20 protein-coding genes and 4 tRNA genes are annotated in these 21979 nt (G+C 35.4%); 3 read left to right on the top strand and 21 right to left on the bottom strand.

The features are described 5' to 3' along the window. Together BMX09_RS07860 and BMX09_RS07855 are read right to left on the bottom strand one after the other, a co-directional pair. Positions 1-180 (bottom strand): replication initiator protein A (locus BMX09_RS07860; protein WP_177159580.1); only part of this gene is annotated, 180 nt, incomplete at its 3' end. A gap of 335 nt (positions 181-515) precedes the next feature. Then, positions 516-1337 (bottom strand): hypothetical protein, encoded by an 822-nt coding sequence (locus BMX09_RS07855; RefSeq protein ID WP_089747456.1) that lies wholly within the window; start codon positions 1335-1337, stop codon positions 516-518. A gap of 304 nt (positions 1338-1641) precedes the next feature. Between BMX09_RS07855 and BMX09_RS10115 the strand changes: the two genes are divergently transcribed. Further along, a complete protein-coding gene (locus BMX09_RS10115; RefSeq protein WP_177159579.1) occupies positions 1642-1857 on the top strand; it encodes a hypothetical protein in 216 nt (71 codons plus the stop codon). Positions 1858-2003: 146 nt separating this feature from the next. Here BMX09_RS10115 and BMX09_RS07850 read toward each other — a convergent pair whose 3' ends face one another. The 6 genes from BMX09_RS07850 to pepV form a co-directional block, all read right to left on the bottom strand. Beyond that, positions 2004-4925: an insulinase family protein gene (locus BMX09_RS07850; protein ID WP_245711151.1), complete on the bottom strand. Its 2922-nt coding sequence runs from the start codon at positions 4923-4925 to the stop codon at positions 2004-2006. Between the two features lie 137 nt (positions 4926-5062). Continuing rightward, positions 5063-5374: a thioredoxin gene (gene trxA, locus BMX09_RS07845; protein WP_089747454.1), complete on the bottom strand. Its 312-nt coding sequence runs from the start codon at positions 5372-5374 to the stop codon at positions 5063-5065. A 107-nt stretch (positions 5375-5481) separates the two neighbouring features. After that, on the bottom strand, positions 5482-7842 hold the full coding sequence (locus tag BMX09_RS07840; protein WP_089747452.1) for an endonuclease MutS2: 2361 nt from the start codon (positions 7840-7842) through the stop codon (positions 5482-5484). A gap of 35 nt (positions 7843-7877) precedes the next feature. Then, positions 7878-8438: a CvpA family protein gene (locus BMX09_RS07835; protein WP_089747451.1), complete on the bottom strand. Its 561-nt coding sequence runs from the start codon at positions 8436-8438 to the stop codon at positions 7878-7880. Between the two features lie 7 nt (positions 8439-8445). After that, positions 8446-8718, bottom strand: a complete 273-nt coding sequence (zapA, locus tag BMX09_RS07830; protein ID WP_089747449.1) for a cell division protein ZapA — start codon at positions 8716-8718, stop codon at positions 8446-8448. A 190-nt stretch (positions 8719-8908) separates the two neighbouring features. Beyond that, a complete protein-coding gene (gene pepV, locus BMX09_RS07825) occupies positions 8909-10324 on the bottom strand; it encodes a dipeptidase PepV (protein WP_089747447.1) in 1416 nt (471 codons plus the stop codon). Positions 10325-10618: 294 nt separating this feature from the next. On the opposite strand from pepV, the gene lacC reads away from it, so the two are divergent. Continuing rightward, positions 10619-11557 carry a tagatose-6-phosphate kinase gene (gene lacC / locus BMX09_RS07820; RefSeq protein WP_089747445.1) on the top strand — a complete coding sequence of 313 codons (939 nt, stop codon included), beginning with the start codon at positions 10619-10621 and terminating at the stop codon, positions 11555-11557. 389 nt (positions 11558-11946) lie between these two features. Here the strand turns inward: lacC and BMX09_RS07815 are convergent, their stop codons facing one another. The 9 genes from BMX09_RS07815 to gndA all read right to left on the bottom strand — a co-directional run bounded on the left by BMX09_RS07815 (position 11947) and on the right by gndA (position 20883). Continuing rightward, positions 11947-15420 (bottom strand): hypothetical protein, encoded by a 3474-nt coding sequence (locus BMX09_RS07815; RefSeq protein ID WP_089747443.1) that lies wholly within the window; start codon positions 15418-15420, stop codon positions 11947-11949. Between the two features lie 527 nt (positions 15421-15947). Next, complete coding sequence (locus BMX09_RS07810) at positions 15948-16313, bottom strand: hypothetical protein (protein ID WP_089747441.1); 366 nt, start codon at positions 16311-16313, stop codon at positions 15948-15950. A gap of 17 nt (positions 16314-16330) precedes the next feature. Then, positions 16331-16885 (bottom strand): hypothetical protein, encoded by a 555-nt coding sequence (locus tag BMX09_RS07805; RefSeq protein ID WP_089747439.1) that lies wholly within the window; start codon positions 16883-16885, stop codon positions 16331-16333. A 66-nt stretch (positions 16886-16951) separates the two neighbouring features. Beyond that, positions 16952-17179, bottom strand: coding sequence for a hypothetical protein (locus BMX09_RS07800; RefSeq protein WP_089747436.1), 228 nt, complete (start codon positions 17177-17179; stop codon positions 16952-16954). Positions 17180-17182: 3 nt separating this feature from the next. Beyond that, positions 17183-17410: a hypothetical protein gene (locus BMX09_RS07795; RefSeq protein ID WP_089747433.1), complete on the bottom strand. Its 228-nt coding sequence runs from the start codon at positions 17408-17410 to the stop codon at positions 17183-17185. Positions 17411-17748: 338 nt separating this feature from the next. Continuing rightward, positions 17749-18117 carry a hypothetical protein gene (locus BMX09_RS07790; RefSeq protein WP_089747431.1) on the bottom strand — a complete coding sequence of 123 codons (369 nt, stop codon included), beginning with the start codon at positions 18115-18117 and terminating at the stop codon, positions 17749-17751. A 281-nt stretch (positions 18118-18398) separates the two neighbouring features. Further along, positions 18399-18791, bottom strand: a complete 393-nt coding sequence (gene rpsI / locus BMX09_RS07785) for a 30S ribosomal protein S9 (RefSeq protein WP_089747430.1) — start codon at positions 18789-18791, stop codon at positions 18399-18401. Positions 18792-18804: 13 nt separating this feature from the next. Continuing rightward, on the bottom strand, positions 18805-19248 hold the full coding sequence (gene rplM, locus BMX09_RS07780) for a 50S ribosomal protein L13 (RefSeq protein ID WP_089747429.1): 444 nt from the start codon (positions 19246-19248) through the stop codon (positions 18805-18807). A 201-nt stretch (positions 19249-19449) separates the two neighbouring features. After that, on the bottom strand, positions 19450-20883 hold the full coding sequence (gene gndA / locus BMX09_RS07775) for an NADP-dependent phosphogluconate dehydrogenase (RefSeq protein ID WP_089747425.1): 1434 nt from the start codon (positions 20881-20883) through the stop codon (positions 19450-19452). Positions 20884-21152: 269 nt separating this feature from the next. Here gndA and BMX09_RS07770 point away from each other — a divergent pair, with 269 nt between their 5' ends. Continuing rightward, complete coding sequence (locus tag BMX09_RS07770; protein WP_089747424.1) at positions 21153-21281, top strand: DUF4044 domain-containing protein; 129 nt, start codon at positions 21153-21155, stop codon at positions 21279-21281. Positions 21282-21632: 351 nt separating this feature from the next. On the opposite strand, the gene BMX09_RS07765 is transcribed toward BMX09_RS07770, so the two are convergent. The 4 genes from BMX09_RS07765 to BMX09_RS07750 all read right to left on the bottom strand — a co-directional run bounded on the left by BMX09_RS07765 (position 21633) and on the right by BMX09_RS07750 (position 21967). Further along, positions 21633-21704: transfer RNA gene (locus tag BMX09_RS07765), tRNA-Gln, on the bottom strand. A gap of 7 nt (positions 21705-21711) precedes the next feature. Then, positions 21712-21784: transfer RNA gene (locus BMX09_RS07760), tRNA-His, on the bottom strand. Positions 21785-21795: 11 nt separating this feature from the next. After that, positions 21796-21866: transfer RNA gene (locus BMX09_RS07755), tRNA-Trp, on the bottom strand. A 20-nt stretch (positions 21867-21886) separates the two neighbouring features. After that, positions 21887-21967: transfer RNA gene (locus tag BMX09_RS07750), tRNA-Tyr, on the bottom strand. Positions 21968-21979: the final 12 nt, after the last annotated feature.

The raw sequence follows: 21979 nt of genomic DNA, 5'->3' as shown, positions 1-21979 counted from the left end.
ATTACTATATAAAAAGTAGACTTCCCCTTTTTCGTCATGCCAATGATTTTTGATGGATACTTGTTGGCGGTCAAGCATCACGGCGTAAGTCATTATGTCTAGTGCCGATAAGTTTTTATAGCGTTCTCCTGCTACGATTAATTTTGGTACTTGATAGAATTGTTGTCTTGTCTTGGTCATTTTTACATCCTCCGCTTGTTAGATTTTCTCTATAACTTAATAGCGTTAGATGTTTAGAATCTGTTCCAAGTTTTTTGGGAATTTTTTATTTTATTTCTTAAATAGCTTTTGTTGGTAGTTTGTTGTGAGTTTCTTTAGCAATTTTTGAAGATTTCCACACTGCTTTTTAAGGATTTCCTTTACTGATTTTTCGCTAGCGTTTCACCTTTTTTCTCATAATCCCCACAAAAAAGACAACCAACATTACTGATTGCTACCTCCTATTATCTAAAAAAAAAAGCACATCACGAGGATGCGCTTCAAAAAGTATGTCTTTGCTCAATCTTAATTATTGATTATTTTTTGCGTGAGATTAATGCTTCTAATCCCATTACTAATGATGCAATACCACCAATAGCTGCTAAAATCACGCTATTGTTAGTTGTTGCTGTTTTAGCTAGGGTATCGCCTGTGTTATATGTTGGTTGTTGGTTTGTTGCTGATTCATTGTTTGCTGTTGGTTTTTTGGCAGGTTTTTTAGCAGGTTTTTCTGCTGGTTTTTCAGCTGGAGTAACAGGTTTTTCTGGTGTTACAGGTTTTTCTGCTGGTTTTTCTGGTTCAGGAGTTACATCCCCACCGTTATCTGGTGTAACTGGTTTTTCTGGTTCTGGAGTTACATCTCCACCATTATCTGGTACAGAAGGTTTTTCTGGTTCTGGTGTTACATCTCCACCGTTATTATCGGCAATTAAACCTTTTTCTAGAATTACCCCAGAAACATGAGTACCTTTTGCAGTAAATACCATCATAGTTATTTCAGCCCCTTTAGGTACATCTTTAGATACAGTATACGAAAAACTACCATCTGGAGCAGTTACTAAATCTTGGACATCTTGCCCAAAAATATCTTGGGCTGGGACGGCATACATTACTCTAATTTTAGCGTTACCTAAGAATACTTTTCCGGTCAAAGTTCTTCCTGTTTCTTTAATATCTTTCATCATAGGTTCTGTTCTTATATCCCATAATACAATACCGTCTTCAGTGATAGTCTCTGCTGCCATCGCTACATTGTTTTCTACCATTGGTGCTACTGTTCCAAATACTGTTCCAGCTAAAGCTACTGAACAAACACCTTTCACCATCATTTTTTTCATTTTAGTTTCGTTCGTTTTCATTCTAAATTCCTCCTAATACAGTTGAACATACTTTTTCTTAGTTTATCACGCACCCCCCCGAAATCAACCGTCATTTATCTTATTCCACATTTATTTTTATTGTTTCATATTGCTTTTATTCACTTAGTTTGTTTTATTTTCTTCTTTTTTTATCTTTCTAACCGAAAATTCAATAATCTAAGTAATCGCCTTTTTCTGTTCACATACCCACAAAAAAAACGCCAACCTTTTCAGATTGACGTTTTCTTGTTTGCATCATAATGACGCATTCTTTATTTGCCGGCGTTTTTGTTCTTGACGCCGTTTGGATATTTTTTTATTTCTACACTTTTTGTTTGTGAACTTTTTGCATGCTATTCCATTTGGAGCGCTTATTGAGTTTCTTGCAGTTTTTTATGCTAAGGGTGTTTCCGTGCTGGAACTTTTTCGCTACTTACTTCTTTTCCCAGCACTCGCTTTTTTTCCAGCACTCGCTTTTTTTCCAGCACTCGCTTTTTTCCCAGCACTTCTTTCACGCTAATTCCTGGCATTTTTTTCAGCGGTATTTAGCTGGCCACTCTTTTTGTGCTAAGCCTGATTACTGCTTTTTTGTCTCAACACTTTTTTGTGCTAATCCTTCGTTCGACGTTATTTCTACACTCTTTTCGTGCTAAGCCTTTTCACGTCCTATTTAAACAAATTGCGTACGGTGCCGAAGATTTCTTTGTTGTTTTCGACTTTTTGGGCATTACCAATGACTACGAAAGCATTTTGATCCATAATTTTTTGCATAACTGGTGCGTAGTTACGGATTTTTTCTGGTGTTGTTGCTAGGATTTCATTGCGAATTTGTTGGGCATCTTCACGTGTTTTGTGTGTGAAGTAACGATTAAAAGCAATGCGTCCTTTTTGTGATGCTGATAATGGGCGGTCGACTCCACTGAAGGTTCCGATTAAGTTTTTCTCGAATTCTTCTTCAGTTGGGTGGTAGTTTGCTAGGTAGTCGGCTGTTTTATCGTAAATTGCTAATGTTTCCACTAGGTTTGGATCACGATAGGATACGCCGCTAACATTCCCTAATTGGTCTACCATGCTCATTCCGCCATATGCGCCACCTTTAACACGTACGCTATTCCAGAAGTAGTCTAAGCCTAGAATGGTCTTCATGAATAGGTTTTGGCCGTTAAATGGTGTGCCTAATAATGTTTGGTTATAACCTTTTGCTACGTATTGAATCTCTTGGGCTGTTTTGAAGCCTTCGTTTAAGATTTTTACTTCTGCGGTAAATGGTTGCACCGCATATTGTTCAGTTGATAAGGCTTTAAAGAAGTCTTCACTTGCTTGTTTGAAGTTTTGGAAATCTTTTGTTGCTCCGGTGAATGTTGCAACGACATTGTGGCTTGTGAAGATTAGTTTGCTTGCGGCTACTAATTCTTCGATAAAGCCAGCTAATTTATTGTCGATATCATTCACTACATCAGCGATATAATCATAATAATCGACGCCTTCTAAGATTTGGTAGTATTTTGCTGATTCTGAGAAATAAGACTCTAGACGTTTTTGGGCTGCTACATGGGCGCCATAGTTGAAGTTTGTTTCTAGAGCTGATTTGGTATTTAATAGGATTTCTTTAACTTTTGCTTCATCAGTAATTTTAGAGTGTAGACTGATTTCTTGCATCAAAGCTACTAATTTGTCGGTATATTCAGCTAAGGCTTTACCTGATACAGTGAATTTAGGATAGTAAGTATTGTCTTCTACTGATTCCACGATAACAGCAGTATTGGTTGCCACGCCACCTGTATAGAAGTCGATTTCTGTTGATAGTTCTTCTTCTGAATAATGTGTCGTTGCAACTTCGCCTAATAATTCCGTTAAGAATGAAGCTGCCGGTAATAAATGAGTTGGCACGACACTTAAATCAAAGTAGTATTTTGCATAGCCAATTCCCGCAGTAAAGTCTTCATAGTATAGATAAGTCACATCTTCTGTTTCTTCGACTGTTAATGGTAATTCTAAGGCATCTGCTTTAATATCTTTGCGTGATAGCATTGGAATTTTTGCCAAATCTTCTGCTGAATCTGGTGTTTCTTGGCGTTTTAATAATGCTCGTGTATTATCAACTAATTGATCTAATTCTTCGTCAGTTAATGATTCTTTATAAGCTTGAAGTTTATCAGCTAGAGCTTTTTCACGCTCATCTCCAAGGCCTACTTGTGGTTCTAGGGTAATCACAGCCGCATGTTTATTATCTAATAAATAGTTTTGAATTAAGTTTTCAAAGTAGCCATTCGCTTTTTCCTCATTAATCTTATCCAAATATTTTTGGAATTCTAAGAAAGTATAAGGCGAGCCACCATATAACCAGCTAGTTAATGAGGTTAAGCCATATGCCACGCCTTTTGGAGTACCGCCTTCTAATGCAGTTGCCTCTTTGAAACGGAAGGCTGCTTTATTTAAGGCTGCTTGAAGTGCCTTTTCAGGAATTCCTTCTTTGACTAAGCGTTCCAATTCAGTTGTGATAATTTGTTTGAATTCATCTTTTGCTTCTGGATTAGTATCTTTTAAAGTTACTTCAAACATTGGGTGATACATATATGAGCCATATCCCCCCATTACGTCAGAACATAGACCTGATTTTAGCAGGGCTTTTTTCAATGGTGAAACATTACTGCCTAGTAACAATTCTTCTAAAATACCAAATGCAATCGCCTGTTCACCATACAAACTATTACCAATCGACCAGACTTTACTCATTAAGGTTTTGTCTTTTGGATCTTCCCCTTTTGATAGTGAATAATATTCATGACGCTCACGTTCTTCATGGAATGGTTCTTGTTCAAAATAAGTAAATTGAATTTTTTTATAATTATATTCATCAAAATATTCAGCAATTTCTGCTAAATGTTTCTCAAAATCCATCTCTCCATATAAGATCACTTTAGCATTGCTTGGGTGATAATAGGCTTTATGGAAGGCTGTGAATTTTTCTTGTGTTAACGTTGGAATTGACTCTGGCATCCCACCTGAAATATGTTGGTAGATAGTATCTGGATATAAAGTCGGTTCCATTAAACGATACAATTCTGATTCTGGTTGTGAAAAGGCACCACGCATCTCATTGTATACAACCCCTTTATAGATTAAGTCGTCTTCTTTATTTTCTAAATGATAGTGCCATCCTTCTTGCATTAAGATTTGTTTATCATGATAGAAGTTCGGATTGAATACTGCATCTAAATAGACACTCATTAAATTACTAAAGTCTTTTTCATTACGTGAAGCTACTGGATAGACAGTCTTATCTGAATAAGTCATCGCATTTAAGAAAGTATTTAGTGAGCCTTTTAATAATTCAACAAAGGGTTCTTTCGTTGGGTATTTTTTTGAGCCATTTAGGACTGAGTGTTCAATAATATGGCAAATCCCATTATCATCATAAGGCGGTGTAGCAAATGAGATTGTAAAAGTTTTGTTGTCATCTTTATTTTTTAGATACAACACCTCACCACCTGTTTTTTCATGACGGTATAAATAAGCTGTTGATTGAATATCCGGTAATTCTTTTGTTTCTATAAATTGAAAATGATGCATTGATTTTTCTAACATTTCTTGGCCTCTTTTCTATTTAGTATAAAAAAAGTATCACGAATTCCAAAGTAGAACTCCTGATACTTTATTCAAGCATGTTTAATAAACAATAGCAATACGAAAATAATAATCTTTATTAAAAATTATTGATTCGTTTAGATATATTGTTCTAAGACTGCTGTTAATTTTTCTTTGGGTTGGTAACCAACTAATTTTTCTACAACTTTACCATCTTTTTTAACTAAAAGAGTTGGGATAGACATAATACCAAATTCAGCAGCAACTGCTTTGTTTTGGTCAACATCCATTTTAGTGATTTTTACTTTATCGCCAATTTCTTCATCTAATTGTTCTAAGACTGGAGCTAACATACGGCAAGGTCCACACCATGTTGCCCAGAAATCTACTAGGACTACCCCTTCTTTAGTTTCTTCTAAAAAGTTAGCATCAGTGATTGATTGTACCATTTATATCATTCCTCTCTATAAATTTTGTATTTTTTATTTCTCATATAGTATACCAAAAAATTACTTAGCTATACAAGTATTTGCTCAAAATCTACAATTTTTTCGTTTTATTTGAAAGTCACAATAGTAGCACCCGTTCCACCGGTATTCATCGGGGCATATTCATAGCTTTTAACAGAGCGGTGACGTTTTAAGGCTTTATGAACACCTTTTTGCAGAGCACCCGTTCCTTTACCATGAATAATGGTCACACGTGGGTAATTTGCTAAAATAGCGGCATCTAAGTAGCGGTCCATTTCTTTTAAGGCTGCTTCATAGCGTTGACCTCGTAAGTCTAGTTCTGGCTTGACATGACTTTGCGATGCGCTGCGTAAGACGACTTGTTGTTTTTTTGGTTCTGGTTCATTGTCCAAACCAATTAAATCATCTACTGGTAATTTCATTTTGATAATGCCCATTTGAACGACCCATTCTTTTTCAGATACTTTTTCAACTAAGACGCCACGTTGACCGAATGATGTAACATCGACTGACATGCCTGGTTTTAGTTGTTTTTTGGCGCGTTCTTTGCGTAGGACTTTATTCTTTTTAAGTGATTGTTCGTGTTTTAATTGACCAAATTCGCTACGTTTTTCGATGAATTCATGTTCTTTAATAGCCGATTGTTTGCTCTTCATCTGCATTTGGCGAATGTCTGAGATTAGTTTTTCGGCTTCTTCTTGGCTTTCATCGATTAATTGATTAGCTTTTTCTTTGGCTTCTTCTATTAAGCGTTCTTTTTGATCTTTTAAGGCTTGTGCTTCTTGACGTAATTCTTCTAATAATTGTGTACTTTCTTCCAATTGTTGGTCGATAGTTAGCGAATCTCGTTCTACTAAGCGGCGTTTTTGTTCCAAATCAGAAATCATTTCATTTAATTCTTGATTTTCTAATGAAATATAGCCCTTCGCTTGCGTAATGACTTCTTCTGGCAAGCCCAAACGTTGTGAAATATCAAAAGCATTACTGCGGCCTGGCACGCCTAATAAGAAGCGGTAAGTCGGTTGTAAAGTATCGCTATCAAATTCCATACTGGCATTAATCGTACCATAACGATTATAACCATATGCTTTTAATTCCGGATAGTGAGTGGTCGCAATCACGAAACTTGATTTGGTTGCCATATAATCTAAGATTGAAATCGCAAGAGACGCCCCTTCTTGTGGATCAGTACCTGAACCAATCTCATCTAGTAGGACTAATGATTTTTCATCAATATGATTCAAAATATCAACAATCGAAGTCATATGAGATGAGAAAGTACTTAAGCTTTGTTCGATGGATTGCTCATCGCCAATATCAGCAAAAATCTCGGTAAATAAGCCCACTTTACTATTATCTAAAGCTGGAATGAACAATCCAGATTGTGCCATTAACTGAATAATGCCGACTGTTTTTAAGAGAATGGTCTTACCACCCGTATTCGGACCGGTAATGACGATAGCTTGGTATTCTTCACCAATAATAATATCATTAGCCACTACTTCACGTTGGTCAATTAAGGGATGTCTTGCTTGCCATAATGCCACATGATTTTGGGTATCGATGATGGGTTCTGTCGCTTTTAATTCTTTGGCATACAAGGCTTTAGCATTCACCACATCAAATTGTGATAGGACATATTGATTTTGCTTTAATTCATTCGTATACGGGAACAGCATTTCCGTTAATTCCCACAAAATACGAGTGATTTCAGCGCGCTCTTGTACTTGTAATTCTTTTAAGCGATTATTCAAATTCACAACCGCTTGTGGCTCGATGAATAAAGTCTGGCCACTCGCACTTTGATCATGAACCGTCCCACCAAATGCACTCTTATACTCGGCTTTCACTGGTAATACATAACGATCATTACGAATGGTGATTAAGCTATCACTTAAATAACTAGCCGACTTGCCACTAAGATAACTATTCAATTGCTGACGAATCGCTTCTTCTGCTTTACTAATTCCTTGACGAATCCCTTTTAAAGCAGTTGAGGCTTCATCCAAGACACGACCATCTTCACTAATGGATAAGCGTAATTGCTTGGTTAATGATGGAATGTGGACTAACTTATCTGCTAAAGGAAGTAAAGTTGGCACCTCAATTCCTTCTTCTGCAACCTTCTCAAAGAAATTCACCACATCACGTGTAGTCGTTAAGACACGCAAGACAGCTGCTAATTCTAAAGCATTTAAGCTTGCTTCTAATTCCAAACGCTTAATCACAAAGGTAATATCTTGCAAACGAGGGATTGGTACGCCTTGTTTTAGACGTAATAAGTTCACACCATCTTTTGTTTGCGAGATTTTCTTTTGGATTTTTCGTTCATCCGTCTCAACAGGTAATTGTAATAATAATTGTTTTCCCATTTCACTAGTCGCGTATTCAGCTAGCTTTTGACGAACTTTTTGAAATTCTAATGTTTTTTCTATTTTTTTATTCATAATTCCCCTCCTAATATTTGCGGAGGTATTTTCTATTATTTACGATCATCTTCCACTGCATCATCTACCCACCAATGCGTTACTTTCTTCGTTAAAAGAGGTGTATCTTCCACGATATGATGAGCTAGAGTATTCCCTTCAAAGATAACTTGTATACGTTCAGTTGGCACCATAGAAAGGATAAATAAGATTAAGAAAATACCAATATAGTTAAATATGAAACCTAAGGCAGCTCCACCTAATTGATTGACTTGCTTCACTACTGGGATATAACTGATTTCTGTTAACATATACCCAATAATACGCGTAATAATCCACCCGACCATCACTAATAAGACAAATGCGACCCCATTATAAAAAGCCCCATCCAAATTCAATGCCTGTGAATCGCTAAATAAAGCAAAAGTAGTCCCAGGTGTAAATGAAGGATAAGGAACAAATAAATCGATTTTACCTGCTAACCATTCATAATAGTTCATCGCTAAGATAAAACTAATAAAATAACCTGCCATATGAAGTAACTGTAATAATAACCCACGTCTTGCTCCCGAATAAATTCCTACTAGCAAAATTAACATAATCACTACTGTAATCATTAATGTCCTACCTTCCCACTAATTCTTTTTTTAATTGTTTGATTTCTTCTTGTAATTGATTCACTTCTTGTTGTTTTTCTAATTGTACTGATGTGGCATTGACTGCTAATAGTACCATTTTTTCTTGTAATGATAAATTTGGAGCTAAAGTTGTTAATTGGTCTAATTGTTCATTCAACATATCTGTTACCGTTTGCATATGTTTTGTTGATTTTTTGCCAATAATCGTATAAGTCTTCTCTCCAATTCTCGCACGGTGACGCTGTTTATTCTGTGTCATTTTACTAACTCCTTTTTATTCAAATCATTATTAATTTTACCACTAATTGATTAAAAACTCACTAAAAACAACAGATTTAATAGCAAATTCCCTTATTTTAAGACAATTTTTTTACTATCTTGACAAAATCTAGCTAATAAGACATAAAAAGACCCCATACTACGGATAGTACAAGGTCTTTTCCCTAAATTTATTTAACTAATTCATAGATTGCTTCTGCATAAATCGCTGCTGAACGGAATAAATCATCTAAACTAATGAATTCGTTGGCTTGGTGCATTGTATCGATTGAATCTGGGAACATTGCGCCATAAGCTACCCCACGTTCAAAAATACGTGCATAAGTTCCGCCACCGATTGATTGTTCATGTGCTGGTAATCCTGTTTGACGGTGATATACGTCTAGTAAAGTCGCTACTAATGGATCTTCTGGAGATACATAGTGAGGTGTTTGTTCTTTGCCACGTCCAACTGTCATACCGAATGTTGATACTGCGATTTCTGTTTTAATTTCTAAGCCTTCTGCAGACATTCCACGTGGGTAACGGAAGTTCAATACGATTGTTCCGCCAGTTTGTGGAGTGTAAGTGAAGACACCAGGGTTAACTGTTAAGTCGCCCATTACCTCATCGTTATATTTTAAGTCTAAGTTCGCTGCATAGTGATCATTTAATAAGTGAGTTGCGATAAATGATACATATTTTTTAGCATTGCCTTGGAAGTTGAATTTGTCTAAGAAAGCTGCTAAGTAACAAGCTGAGTTAATCCCATCTTCAGGGTGAGAACCATGAGCTGATTTACCAATGATGTCGATTTTCACTAGACCATCTTCTTCAGTAATTGTTCCTGTAACAGGGCTAACTTTAAGGAATTCTTCAAACGCATTGATAAATTCTAAAGTATCTAAACTTTCTGCAATTTTAACTTCTGCATGTGCATCTTGAGGTACCATATTTTCACGTAAACCTGCATCAAAGCTCACTAATTGATAATCACCAGTAGCTTCTTCACCGTTAAGCGCTAAGTGTAGTGATAAGATTCCTTTTTCACCATTGATGATTGGGAATTCTGCATCTGGAGAGAAACCTAAGTCAGGCATTTCTTCTGTTTGGAAGTAACGATCCATACATTTCCAACCAGATTCTTCGTCAGTACCAATAATAAAGCGAATACGTTTATTAATTGGTAAGCCTAAATCTTTAATAATTTTCATAGCATAATAAGCTGCCATTGAAGGTCCTTTATCATCACTTGCCCCACGAGCATAAATGCGGTCGTTAATGATTTGTGGTTCAAATGGGTTAGTTTCCCAACCAGTACCAACTGGAACTACATCGACATGTCCTAACACGCCTAAAGTTTCTGAATAGTTTTCTGGAGCGAATTCAATATGACCAGCTAAGTTACCAACTTGTTTCGTAACAAAACCATCACGTTCTCCCATTTGTAAGAATGTTTCTAAAGCTTTTTTTGGTCCAGGTCCAACTGGTGCATCCTCTGTAGCTTTTGAATCATCACGAACACTATCCACACGTAATAAAGTGAATAAGTCTTCTAATAATAAGTCTTTACGATTTTCGACTTCTTGTTTCCAATCAATTGTCATTTTAAATTCCTCCTCTTTTTTCTTAAAGTTGGTCAATCTCTTGTATTCTAACCAAACTTCCGCCATCTAATCATTAGTAAATGCGTTTATTTTACCTATTTATAGTACCACTTTTTTTAAAAAAATCATAGTTAGTTCACTAGAAAAAGAAAGAATTACATAAAAATAGACTGATTTTTTATTTGTTATATGAAGTCAGCGATTGGTATTTTTTAATCATTTTTCGCCTTTATCCTAGTTGTGAAATTTTTAGAATGCTATAATATAACTATAAAAATTAAAGGTGGGATAAAAATGATTTTAACCGTTACAATGAATCCATCGATTGATATGTCATACCAACTTGACCAATTTTCAATCGATAGTGTGAACCGTACCACTAAAGTCCTAAAAACTGCCGGTGGTAAAGGAATTAATGTCACACGAGTATTACACCAATTAAATGAACCCGTTCTAGCTACTGGCATTATTGGCGGATATTTGGGAGAATATCTCGTTAATCAAATGAATGAACAATTAATACCAAGTGATTTCTACAAATCCACACAAGAAACCAGAAACTGCATCGCCATCCTACACCAAGGACAGCAAACTGAACTATTAGAAGCTGGACCAACTTTTTCAAAAGAAGAAGAACTTAGCTTTATTGACCACTATACAAACTTGATTAAAGACGTCAGTGTCGTTACTATTTCTGGGAGCTTGCCACAAGGTTTGGATAGTGATTTCTACACCAAGCTCATTAAAATTGCCCAAGAAAAAGCTATTCCCGTCTTACTTGACACTTCCGGAAAAGCATTAATCCATAGCCTAAAAAATACTCATGCTAAACCCTTCTTAATCAAGCCAAATCAACATGAAATCAGCGAACTATTGGAAAAACCAGTGGCAACTAATTTTCAAGAATTAAAAAATGATCTTGAAAACCCTATTTTTGATGGCATTGAATGGATTGTTGTATCTCTAGGAGCAGATGGGGCTTTTGTAAAGCATAATGATACCTACTATAAAGCCGACATTCCAACCATTATCGTCGTTAACCCTGTCGGATCAGGTGATTCTACCGTAGCAGGACTAGCAGCCGGCATTAATCAACAATTATCTGACGAAGAAATCATCAAATACGCCATGACAACCGGCATTCTAAATACTATGGAAGAACAAACCGGCTTTATTAACCGCGAAAAATTCGATGAATACTATCAACAAGTAGTTGTCCAAAAATACGAATAAACACTAACACAATGTCAAAAAAGGTAACTGACTCGTAAAGCATACAAAGAGAATTTACAGCGACTATACCTAAGTTTCAGGCGAAAAAGCAACCGACATGCAAAGTGAATTTGCAAACAGCAGAATCCAGTTACCAACGAAAAAACGTTCCAAACACATAAAAAAGAAGTTAACTACTAGCTTATACCAGCGAACATAAGCTCAAAAACATCATACAGCATAAATAAAACTTGCCTCACTTCAAAAACTATACTGAAGAAGAGCAAGTTTTATTTGTTTATAAATCCCTAACACGTTAGCCTCATATGTCATCCATACAATCTCTATACCAACAAAAAAGCCTTGACCACCACAAAAAGTAGTAGCCAAGAGCTTTTTAGTCCTCTACATTAGTTAGCCCATTTACCATAAGCATCTAATTGATAGCCCGCTATTTTTTCATTACGAGCATATTTACCATTTGCTTTTAAATAGTACCAACCCTTATATTGTTTATCGTAAATCCATTCATTTTTAGCCATTTCCCCATTTGCTTTTAAGTAGTACTCTCCTACCCAAGTATCATGTAAGTAGTGACCATCTTCACCTACTTTGAACCAATTTTGGTACTTATTATCGTAAATCCATTCGTTTTGAGCCATATATCCCCAATCTTTTAAGTAGTATGCGCCTACCCATTGATTTTGAACATAAGTACCATCTGGATTGAAGAAGTGCCAGCCTGTTTCAGGACTATATGCCCATTCACTTTTAGCCATTTCACCCCATTGTTTTAAGTAATATACACCCTTCCATGTATCGTGAGCGTATTTACCACCTTCATTGATAAAGAACCAATTGTGATAGTTATCATCATATATCCATTCATTATCAGCCATATCACCATATTGTTTTAAGTAATATGATCCTACCCACTCATTGCGAGCATATGTTCCATCAGCAGTTAAGTAATACCATTTTTGGTAGTTAGTATCGAATAACCATTGTGAGGTTAATTTTGTACCATCTTTGTAATAATAATCGCCTTCCCAGCCATTTTTAGCTACTGGTTTTTCAGGTTCTGGAGTTGGTACTATCTCACCTTCCATATTCGTTCCACGATAAATCGCATTTGTTAACCAACGATAGAAGTAATGAGTATGCAATTTATTAGTTGGGTTACCTGCATAGATGAAGACTGGAGAATTTTTATAGACACCATCAATTGCTACTGTTTTACCAGCAACTTCTTGATGTTTTGGCCACCAACCTGCATTATAAAAATCATCATTCTTAACAGTCATAACTGAGTGGAATCCAGTCGGTGTACTTGCAATCCAACTACCAGAATTACTATAGAATAAATCATCTGCATCATACCCACTTGATACAGTATAATCAGTATTCACAAAGACATTCAACAAACCTTCATATGAAGCATCGGTTGATTCAGCATCAAAACCTGGTAAAATATCTAAACTTTCTAATTGTTCCATCGCACTTCCACCAAGAACAATCACCGGTTTATCGCCAAAGACGCTTTGATCAAAGTGATAATTATCTAATACAATTAGATTTGCTTCTTCTGGCGTATCAACCATTGTAAAGCCAACTTGTTTCAAAGCATTATAAGCATCAGTTGGTAATGATGCTCCTACCCAACCTTCATTATTCCATGGGCAGTAAATCTTAATATCTGAATCAATCTGTTGCATTGTTGCTGCTGGACCATCTGTTTTAGGTTCGGCATAGACTGAAGTTTTCGCTTTTAATAGATTTAGCGTATCTTTATCCATCACAAAGCCATCATTAGTAAAGGAAATTTTCTTACCATCTGCTAATAATTCATTAATACCTTGAATCACAAAGATTGAATTATTTGTTACTGTATACAATTCTGAGTCTTCAATAGCTAATTGAGGAGCAACTTTATGTGTCACTTCACCAATCTTATCAGCTGCAATCTCTTTATTATATACAGGAGTTGCCTTAAAGCCACGCATTGCCGGGAAGTTCATTACCACTTCAGCATACATCGCACCCCAATCAGACTCATCAGAACCTTTGTATAATACATGGTTTGCATAGCCACGTTTTGCTTGCGCCATATCAATCACTAAATCACCTTTTTTGAAGTCACCCTCATCAGCGGTTAATTCTTTTACAATCACGCCATTACGAGCGAAATACTCAATCATATTAAAGGCTTCAGTCACATCATATTCTTTTGAAGGTTCCATTGAAATCACATAATAATCTGGGAAGAATTTACCATCGACTTTATTACGACGACCAACAATTTCCCCATTTGGACCAACTAATTGATCTTCAGCTGCTTTCACTTCTGCTTTTTCAATTCCGCGAGTATAGAATTCCAAGCGTTTCTTCAATAAATCAAGACGATTATCATTCACATAAGAAACACTTGCTAAAGTCGCATAAATCCCTGCATTATAAGCTTCATTATTCATTTCTGGAATTTCCATTGTATGCCCTAAAATTCCGTGATATAAAGCATACACACCAGTATAACCAGAAAAGGCATCATCCCAACCATCACCCCAGTCAAGTTTTGGAATAATATAGTTAGAATATTTTGTATTATAAACACCGGCACGTCCCATATGTTGTGCATGATCAACCGCTTCTTTCGCTAAAATATCATATTCAAAGTTAGGGTCATGCGGTGGAGTAGCTGGTTCAATTAAGAATTGTTTCACAAATCCATGAATATCAATTAATGACAATGGATTCCATTGATTAATTAATTGAACGGCTGCACGAGTTTCTGGGTTTGTTTGATAACCAGCATCACGGTTTGGATCCATACCATTTGCAAGAGATCTAAAGTTTAAGTAGTCGCCATCTGGATTTTCAGTAAATGTAAAGATAAAGATAAAGCGATCTAATAAATCATCAACATTTAAGTGAACAGAAGTCGTCTCTGCATCTTCCTTCTCACGGAAACTATCATCGACATAAGTATCGAAGTTAAATTCTTCCTCTGTCGCAAATTTACGGTATAATTCGGTAATAATATCAATACCTGGCTGTTCATCAGCGTGAGTATTGTGAATATAGATTGGTAATTTGAAGTCATCTTTCTTTTCTTCAGTTATTAAGCGAAGTAATTCTTGAGGATTTGAAAGCATCATTGGTTCAGTCTCATTTAAGTATTTATCCAAATCTGCTTCATCTTTAGCGACAATACCTGAGACAATTTCACGGCCTTGTGCTGAGGTTCCAATTGTTTTTAAGGTCGCATAACGTCCATCGTGTACATTGGCAGTTGTTTCATTAATTTCTTTGATACGCTCATCATATGTTCTAAAACCTAAATATGGACGCAAATCAATCTTCTTAGTGACTACTACCGAACCATCTGGAGAAGTTCCTTTAATGGTATAAGTCCCAATCCAGTGGCGATAAGTACGACGAATATTCCCGACTTTTGTACGCTCATCTAGCTTAGAATCGAACAGTTTCTTCACGTCAATGGTAATGGTTGTTTTTGTGCCACCACTTGATTTAGCCGCTTGTGGTTCTAGAACAGTAATCCATTGATCGCCATTAAAACCACCACCCTTTTCTAATAACCAAGTCTTATACTCAGCAATTGGCTTTTCAGCTTTCACTTCACCTTCAAGTGTTTCCCCTGAGACTGTCCAAACTAAACTTTTAGCTGTTTCAACATCAATTGGAACATCTTGAGAATAACTAGCATCATCCGTCATATATTGCGTTGTTAGTGGATACTCTATTTTATTAGCTTGTGAAGTGGTAGCAGTTGTGCTTACTTCCTCTGCACTAATCAATGGCGTATTCACCGCAGCAATAGATAATAAAACAGTGGCCGACATCGACAATAAAAGTGATTTCTTCATGTTTTCCCCTCCGTATAATGATTAATTTGAAATAGATATTTCACATACATCATACTAGTTAGGATAAATTTTACAAGCGTTTTCATAAAATAAATACCATTATGAGAGAGATTTTAGAATACTTCTCATCATATTTTTAGGTTACCCTAAAGTTCTTTTTCACATAAAAATTCGCAAAAAGAAATCCCTCCCCCCACTAAAAACTAACACACTATTAATTATTCATACCAAAATAGAAAAAAAGAACACCAAAAGCAAAAATACACTCTCATCAAATTCTCATCTCTAACGACCCCCACTCCCCACAAAAATCCCCCCATAATAGCCAAACAAAAACAGAAAAAATGAATGAAAAGTACTCTATTCACAAACAACAAAAAAGGCGTGGGAACTGCATAAATAATGTTGTGGCAACAGCACATAAGAACGCACAAAAAACGGTGTCGGAAACAGCATACAAGAATTCCGTGGAAACAGCATAAAAAAAGCAACCACCACACAAGTAATTGCTTAATCTAATAACTTATTTATTTTTTAAACATACGTAATTCTTCTTCGGTTAAATCGCTATACTTTTTATTTGTTTTTTTTACATATTCCCTGATTTTACCCATATCAATATTTTCATTAGGGTTATTTTCAACAAACCCTCCAGCTTTTTCGGCTAAATCATCTAATATGCTGAGTTTTTTTAATTCATTTCTTTTTTTCATTTTGCGCATCCGTTCTATCTCATAGTTCAAGATAAAATCCAATTCTTCGTCCGTTAAATCTTTGCACGGATTTTCGTGTGGTATGTCAGATTCCGTTTCTATGCTAATGCCCGAGCTATAAGTCGTGAAGTCAAATCCTAGCTTTTTATCAATACTTTCTTTGGTGATTGGTTTATCCATTACTCAACATCCTCCACTTACTTTTTTAATATTTCCCGATTTTTCTTTTTTTCTCTATAATATTCTATAATGAAGTCTCCTTCTTCATCAGATAAAATTTTGAATGGGTTTTCATACTCTATATCACATTCGGTATCCGTTCTAATACCATCGTCATACGTCGTGAAATCAAATCCTAACTTTTTATCAATACTTTCTTTTGTTATTGGTTTATCTCTATCCACAAAATATTCTATAACAAATTCCAGCTCTTCATCCGTTAAAACATCAAAAGGATCACCATAATGAAAATAGCTTTCAGTATCTGTTGTAGAACCATCATCATACGTCGTGAAGTCAAAACCTAACTTTTTATCAATACTTTCTTTTAATTTTTTCTTGCGCATCCGTTCTATCTCGTAGTTAATAATAAATCTCCTTTCTTCCTCACTTAAATTTTTAACTGGATTTTCATGTGGTATGTCAGATTCCGTATCTACGCTAATACCCGAGCTATAAGTCGTAAAGTCAAAACCTAACTTTTTATCAATACTTTCTTTAGTGATCGGTTTGTCGGCATTTGCTTTTTCCATTAGTAAATCACCTCCATCTAATTTTGCGTATAAAAAGCACTATTAACATTTCTGTCGATGCGCCTTTTAATTAAATATTTCCTCATCACTTAAATTTAAATCTGAAATATCGAATCCCCTAGAGTCTAAATCGTTTTTTATCATGTCTAAAGTCTGTGAATATCCATCTATTACTCCTATTGAATAATTAGACTTATCAGATTCTTTTTTTAATTCTTCTTTTCTTTGGTAAATCCTTGATACTATTATTTTTATAATATCTTCATTTAATTTTATATCATTATCATTTTTCATTTTTTATTCCCCCCTTCTCTTGTTTAATATTTCCCGATTTTTCTTTTTTTCTCTATAATATTCTATAATGAAGTCTCCTTCTTCATCAGATAAAATTTTGAATGGGTTTTCATACTCTATATCACATTCGGTATCCGTTCTAATTCCCGAGCTATAAGTCGTAAAGTCAAACCCTAACTTTTTATCAATACTTTCTTTAGTGATCGGTTTGTCGGCATTTGCTTTTTCCATTAGTAAACCACCTCCATGTATCCATGATTTTAATCACCTTCATTCTACACCTTTATATTTACATATTCAAAAATATTTTGAGTTATGCTTCTTCTGTCTTCTAACTAAATTTGTGAAGTGTTATCCCTGCCAAAAGAACGTAGTCAAAACGTAGTCAAAAACTGCCACTAAGTTTGTGAATAACTGCAACAACAATCATTCTTCAAGATAAAAACTAAAAATATGTATAAAAAAAGCACCCCTGTAAACAGAGATGCTGTATATTCTCGATAATAATAAATATTAACGTTTTGAGAATTATGAAGCTTTACGAGCTTTTTTAAGACCTGGTTGCTTAATTAGTTGTTATTAATTTGTTCTATTCCGTAGTCAATGATAAAATCTATTTCTTTATCAGTTAAAACATCAAACGGATTTTCGTGTGGTATGTCAGATTCCGTGTCTATGCTAATACCATCATCATACGTCGTGAAATCAAACCCTAACTTTTTATCAATACTTTCTTTGGTGATTGGTTTATCTCTATCCACAAAATATTCTATAACAAATTCCAGTTCTTCATCCGTTAAAACATCAAAAGGATCACCATAATGAAAATAGCTTTCAGTATCTGTTGTAGAACCATCATCATACGTCGTGAAGTCAAATCCTAGCTTTTTATCAATACTTTCTTTAGTGATCGGTTTGTCGGCATTTGCTTTTTCCATTAGTAAATCACCTCCATGTATCCATGATTTTAATCACCTTCATTCTACACCTTTATATTTACATATTCAAAAATATTTTGAGTTATGCTTCTTCTGTCTTCTAACTAAATTTGTGAAGTGTTATCCCTGCCAAAAGAACGTAGTCAAAACGTAGTCAAAAACTGCCACTAAGTTTGTGAATAACTGCAACAACAATCATTCTTCAAGATAAAAACTAAAAATATGTATAAAAAAGCACCCCTGTAAACAGAGATGCTGTATATTCTCGATAATAATAAATATTAACGTTTTGAGAATTGTGAAGCTTTACGAGCTTTTTTAAGACCTGGTTTTTTACGTTCTTTCATACGTGGATCACGTGTTAATAATCCAGCAGATTTTAATGGTGAACGGAAATCTGGGTCTACAGTTAATAATGCACGAGCGATTCCGTGACGGATAGCTCCTGATTGTCCTGTGAATCCACCACCGTTAACATTAACGATAACATCGTAAGTTCCGATTGTTTCAGTAATGTTTAAAGGTTGTTTGATTACTTCGTGTAAGTAAGCAAATGGAATGTATTCTTCAATAGATTTTTTGTTGATTGTAATGTTTCCTGTCCCTGGTACTAAAATAACACGGGCAGTTGAGTTTTTACGACGGCCAGTGCCGCGATATTGTGCTTGAGCCAATGGTGTTTCCTCCTTAGATTAATGATTGAATGTCTACTGCTGTTGGTTGTTGTGCTGTGTGTGGGTGTTCTGATCCACCGTACACGTGTAATTTAGTAAATTGACGACGACCTAAAGAGTTTTTAGGTAACATGCCTTTAACTGATAATTCTACTAATTTACGAGAATCGTTAGCACGTAAGTCTCCAGCTGTACGAGATTTCAATCCACCTGGGTGATTTGAGTGGTGATAATAAATTTTATCTGTAGCTTTCTTACCTGTTAATTTCACTTTGTCAGCGTTGATAATGATTACGAAATCACCTGTATCAACGTTAGGTGTAAATGTTGGTTTATTTTTTCCGCGTAAAATGCTTGCTGCAACTGCTGAAAGACGTCCTAATGCCACATCAGTAGCGTCAATTACAACCCATTTACGATCTGTTTCACTAGCTTTTGCCATATATGTTGTACGCACGTTTGTTTCCTCCAATTTCTTGTCTGTTGTTTGTTAATCACAATTGAGTTTCCGGGGCTCTATCGTGGGGCAAACAATACCGTTTATTATGATACATAGAATAACCGAAAAAGTCAATATATAAATCAATTATTTTTTTTATTTTTTCAAATTAAAGATAATTTATTCGAATTTAACACCTTTTTCAGCCCTTATTAAGTCTTATTGAGGAATTTCTTCACCAGTAGACCATTCAAAGTGATAGACACCAGGTTTGTCAACACGCTCATATGTATGCGCACCAAAGTAATCTCGTTGTGCTTGGATTAAATTAGCTGGCAGTGTTTCTGAACGATATGAATCAAAATATGCTAAAGCAGAAGAGAAAGTCGGTACCGGAACACCAGCTTTTACTGCAGTTACAATTACGTCTCTAGCAGATGATTGATATGATTCTGTGACATATAAGAAGTATTTATCAAGTAATAAGTTTTTCAAGTTTGCATCTCTTTCAAATGCATCAGTGATTTTTTGTAGGAATTGCGCACGGATAATACATCCAGCACGGAAAATCTTAGCAATTTCACCATATTGTAAATCCCAGTCATATTCTTCACTAGCAATACGCATTTGAGCAAAACCTTGCGCATAACTCATAATTTTAGAGAAGTATAGACCTTTACGAACTGACTCAATTAATTCGAATTTTTGACTTTCGCTTAATTCAGGATTTTTGATTGCTGATAATTCTTTGCTTGCTTCTAATCTTTCATCTTTCAATGTAGAAATAAAACGAGCAAATACAGATTCAGTAATAAGTGGTAATGGAACACCTAAATCTAAAGCACTTTGAGAAGTCCATTTACCTGTACCTTTATTACCTGCTTTATCCATAATAACATCTACCATTGGGGCTTGTGTATCAGGATCTACTTTAGTTAGAATATCAGCAGTAATTTCGATTAAGTAACTATCTAATTCGCCTGTATTCCACTCTCTAAAGACTTCTGCAATCTCTTCAACAGATAAACCACCCACACGACGTAAAATGTCATAAGCTTCAGCGATTAACTGCATATCCCCATATTCGATTCCATTGTGCACCATTTTAACATAATGACCCGCACCATTTTCACCAATATACGTTACACATGGAGCGCCATCATTAGCTTTAGCAGCAATTTCTTCTAAAATAGGAGCAACTAAATCATAAGCTTCTTTTTGTCCTCCTGGCATAATTGCAGGCCCTTTTAAAGCACCCTCTTCACCACCAGAAACACCAGTACCGATAAAGTTAATACCAGAACTAGCTAATTCCTCATTACGACGAATAGTATCTTTATAGAATGTATTACCACCATCAATTAAGATATCTCCTTTGTCTAAATGCGGTAATAAGCTTTGGATTGTTTTATCAGTTGGAACGCCAGCTTTAACCATCAATAAAATACGTCTTGGCTTCTCTAAAGATTCAACAAACTCTTCAATCGAATAAGTTGCAACCAAGTTTTTACCAGGATTTTCTGCAATCACATCATCAGTTTTTGAAGACGTACGATTAAAAATCGAAACAGTATATCCTCTACTTTCAATATTCAAGGCTAAGTTACGACCCATTACGGCCATACCTACAACGCCAATCTGTTGTTTTGACATATTAACATCCTCCATCTTTTCGGATTTACTCTAACTCATATCCTAACAAAAAAACAGAATAATGAAAAGTAATTAATTTTGAAAATATAAGATTTTACCCTAAAACTGAAAATTAATCCTTCACCTCAAAAATGAAACCCCTACCAAAATATTCTCCCTAACAAAGACTAATATTTTAATTAAATAAAACAATATTTTGTATTTCTGCTTGAAAAACAAAATAAAAACTGTAAACTATAATAGTACTATGTAAATTAAGGAGAATAAATATGGCTCAAAAAAGAACATTATCTAAGATGGAAAGAATTACACGTGTCGTTGTTTGGTTAATGCTAATTGCAATGGTAGGAACATTATTAATTGCGACAATTGCATCATTAATCGGATACTTAGGTTAATCACTAATCAATTAAGACTTGGTAGACTATTCTACTAAGTCTTTTTTTGATACAAGAACCACACCTCATATTTTTCAGCATTAACTTTAAAAAACACACTCTATCAACCTCAAAACCTCTCACTTACCTCTTTACACCACATCACGATTTCATCACTCACACTAAACTCTCTCTAGAAGCCTAAAATCACCCATATACGCTCTTTTCCATAATGCACATCGTCTTATACCTTCACAAACTCTAAACACCACTACACTACATCATTCGTCTTATACAGATAGTTATTTTTACGCACAAAAAAAGCTAACCATCAAATGATTAGCTTAAGCCCCACTCTTTGAGGTCTGATAACTGGGGTAGCTGGATTCGAACCAACGCATGACAGAGTCAAAGTCTGTTGCCTTACCGCTTGGCCATACCCCAATAAAAGGGCGACTGAGGGGAATCGAACCCCCGAATGTCGGATCCACAAACCGATGTGTTAACCACTTCACCACAGTCGCCATTATAAAAACAGGGGTAGTAGGAATCGAACCCACACCAACGGTTTTGGAGACCGTTGTTCTGCCTTTAAACTATACCCCTATCTGAAAAATTAATAATAATGGAGGGGGGCAGATTCGAACTGCCGAACCCGAAGGAGCGGATTTACAGTCCGCCGCGTTTAGCCACTTCGCTACCCCTCCATAATAATGCTT

It is taken from the genome of Granulicatella balaenopterae (assembly GCF_900111135.1).
Taxonomy (GTDB): Bacteria; Bacillota; Bacilli; order Lactobacillales; family Aerococcaceae; genus Granulicatella; species Granulicatella balaenopterae.
The sequence above is the reverse complement of the archived record's forward strand: the minus strand, read 5'-3'. Positions and strand labels throughout refer to the sequence as shown.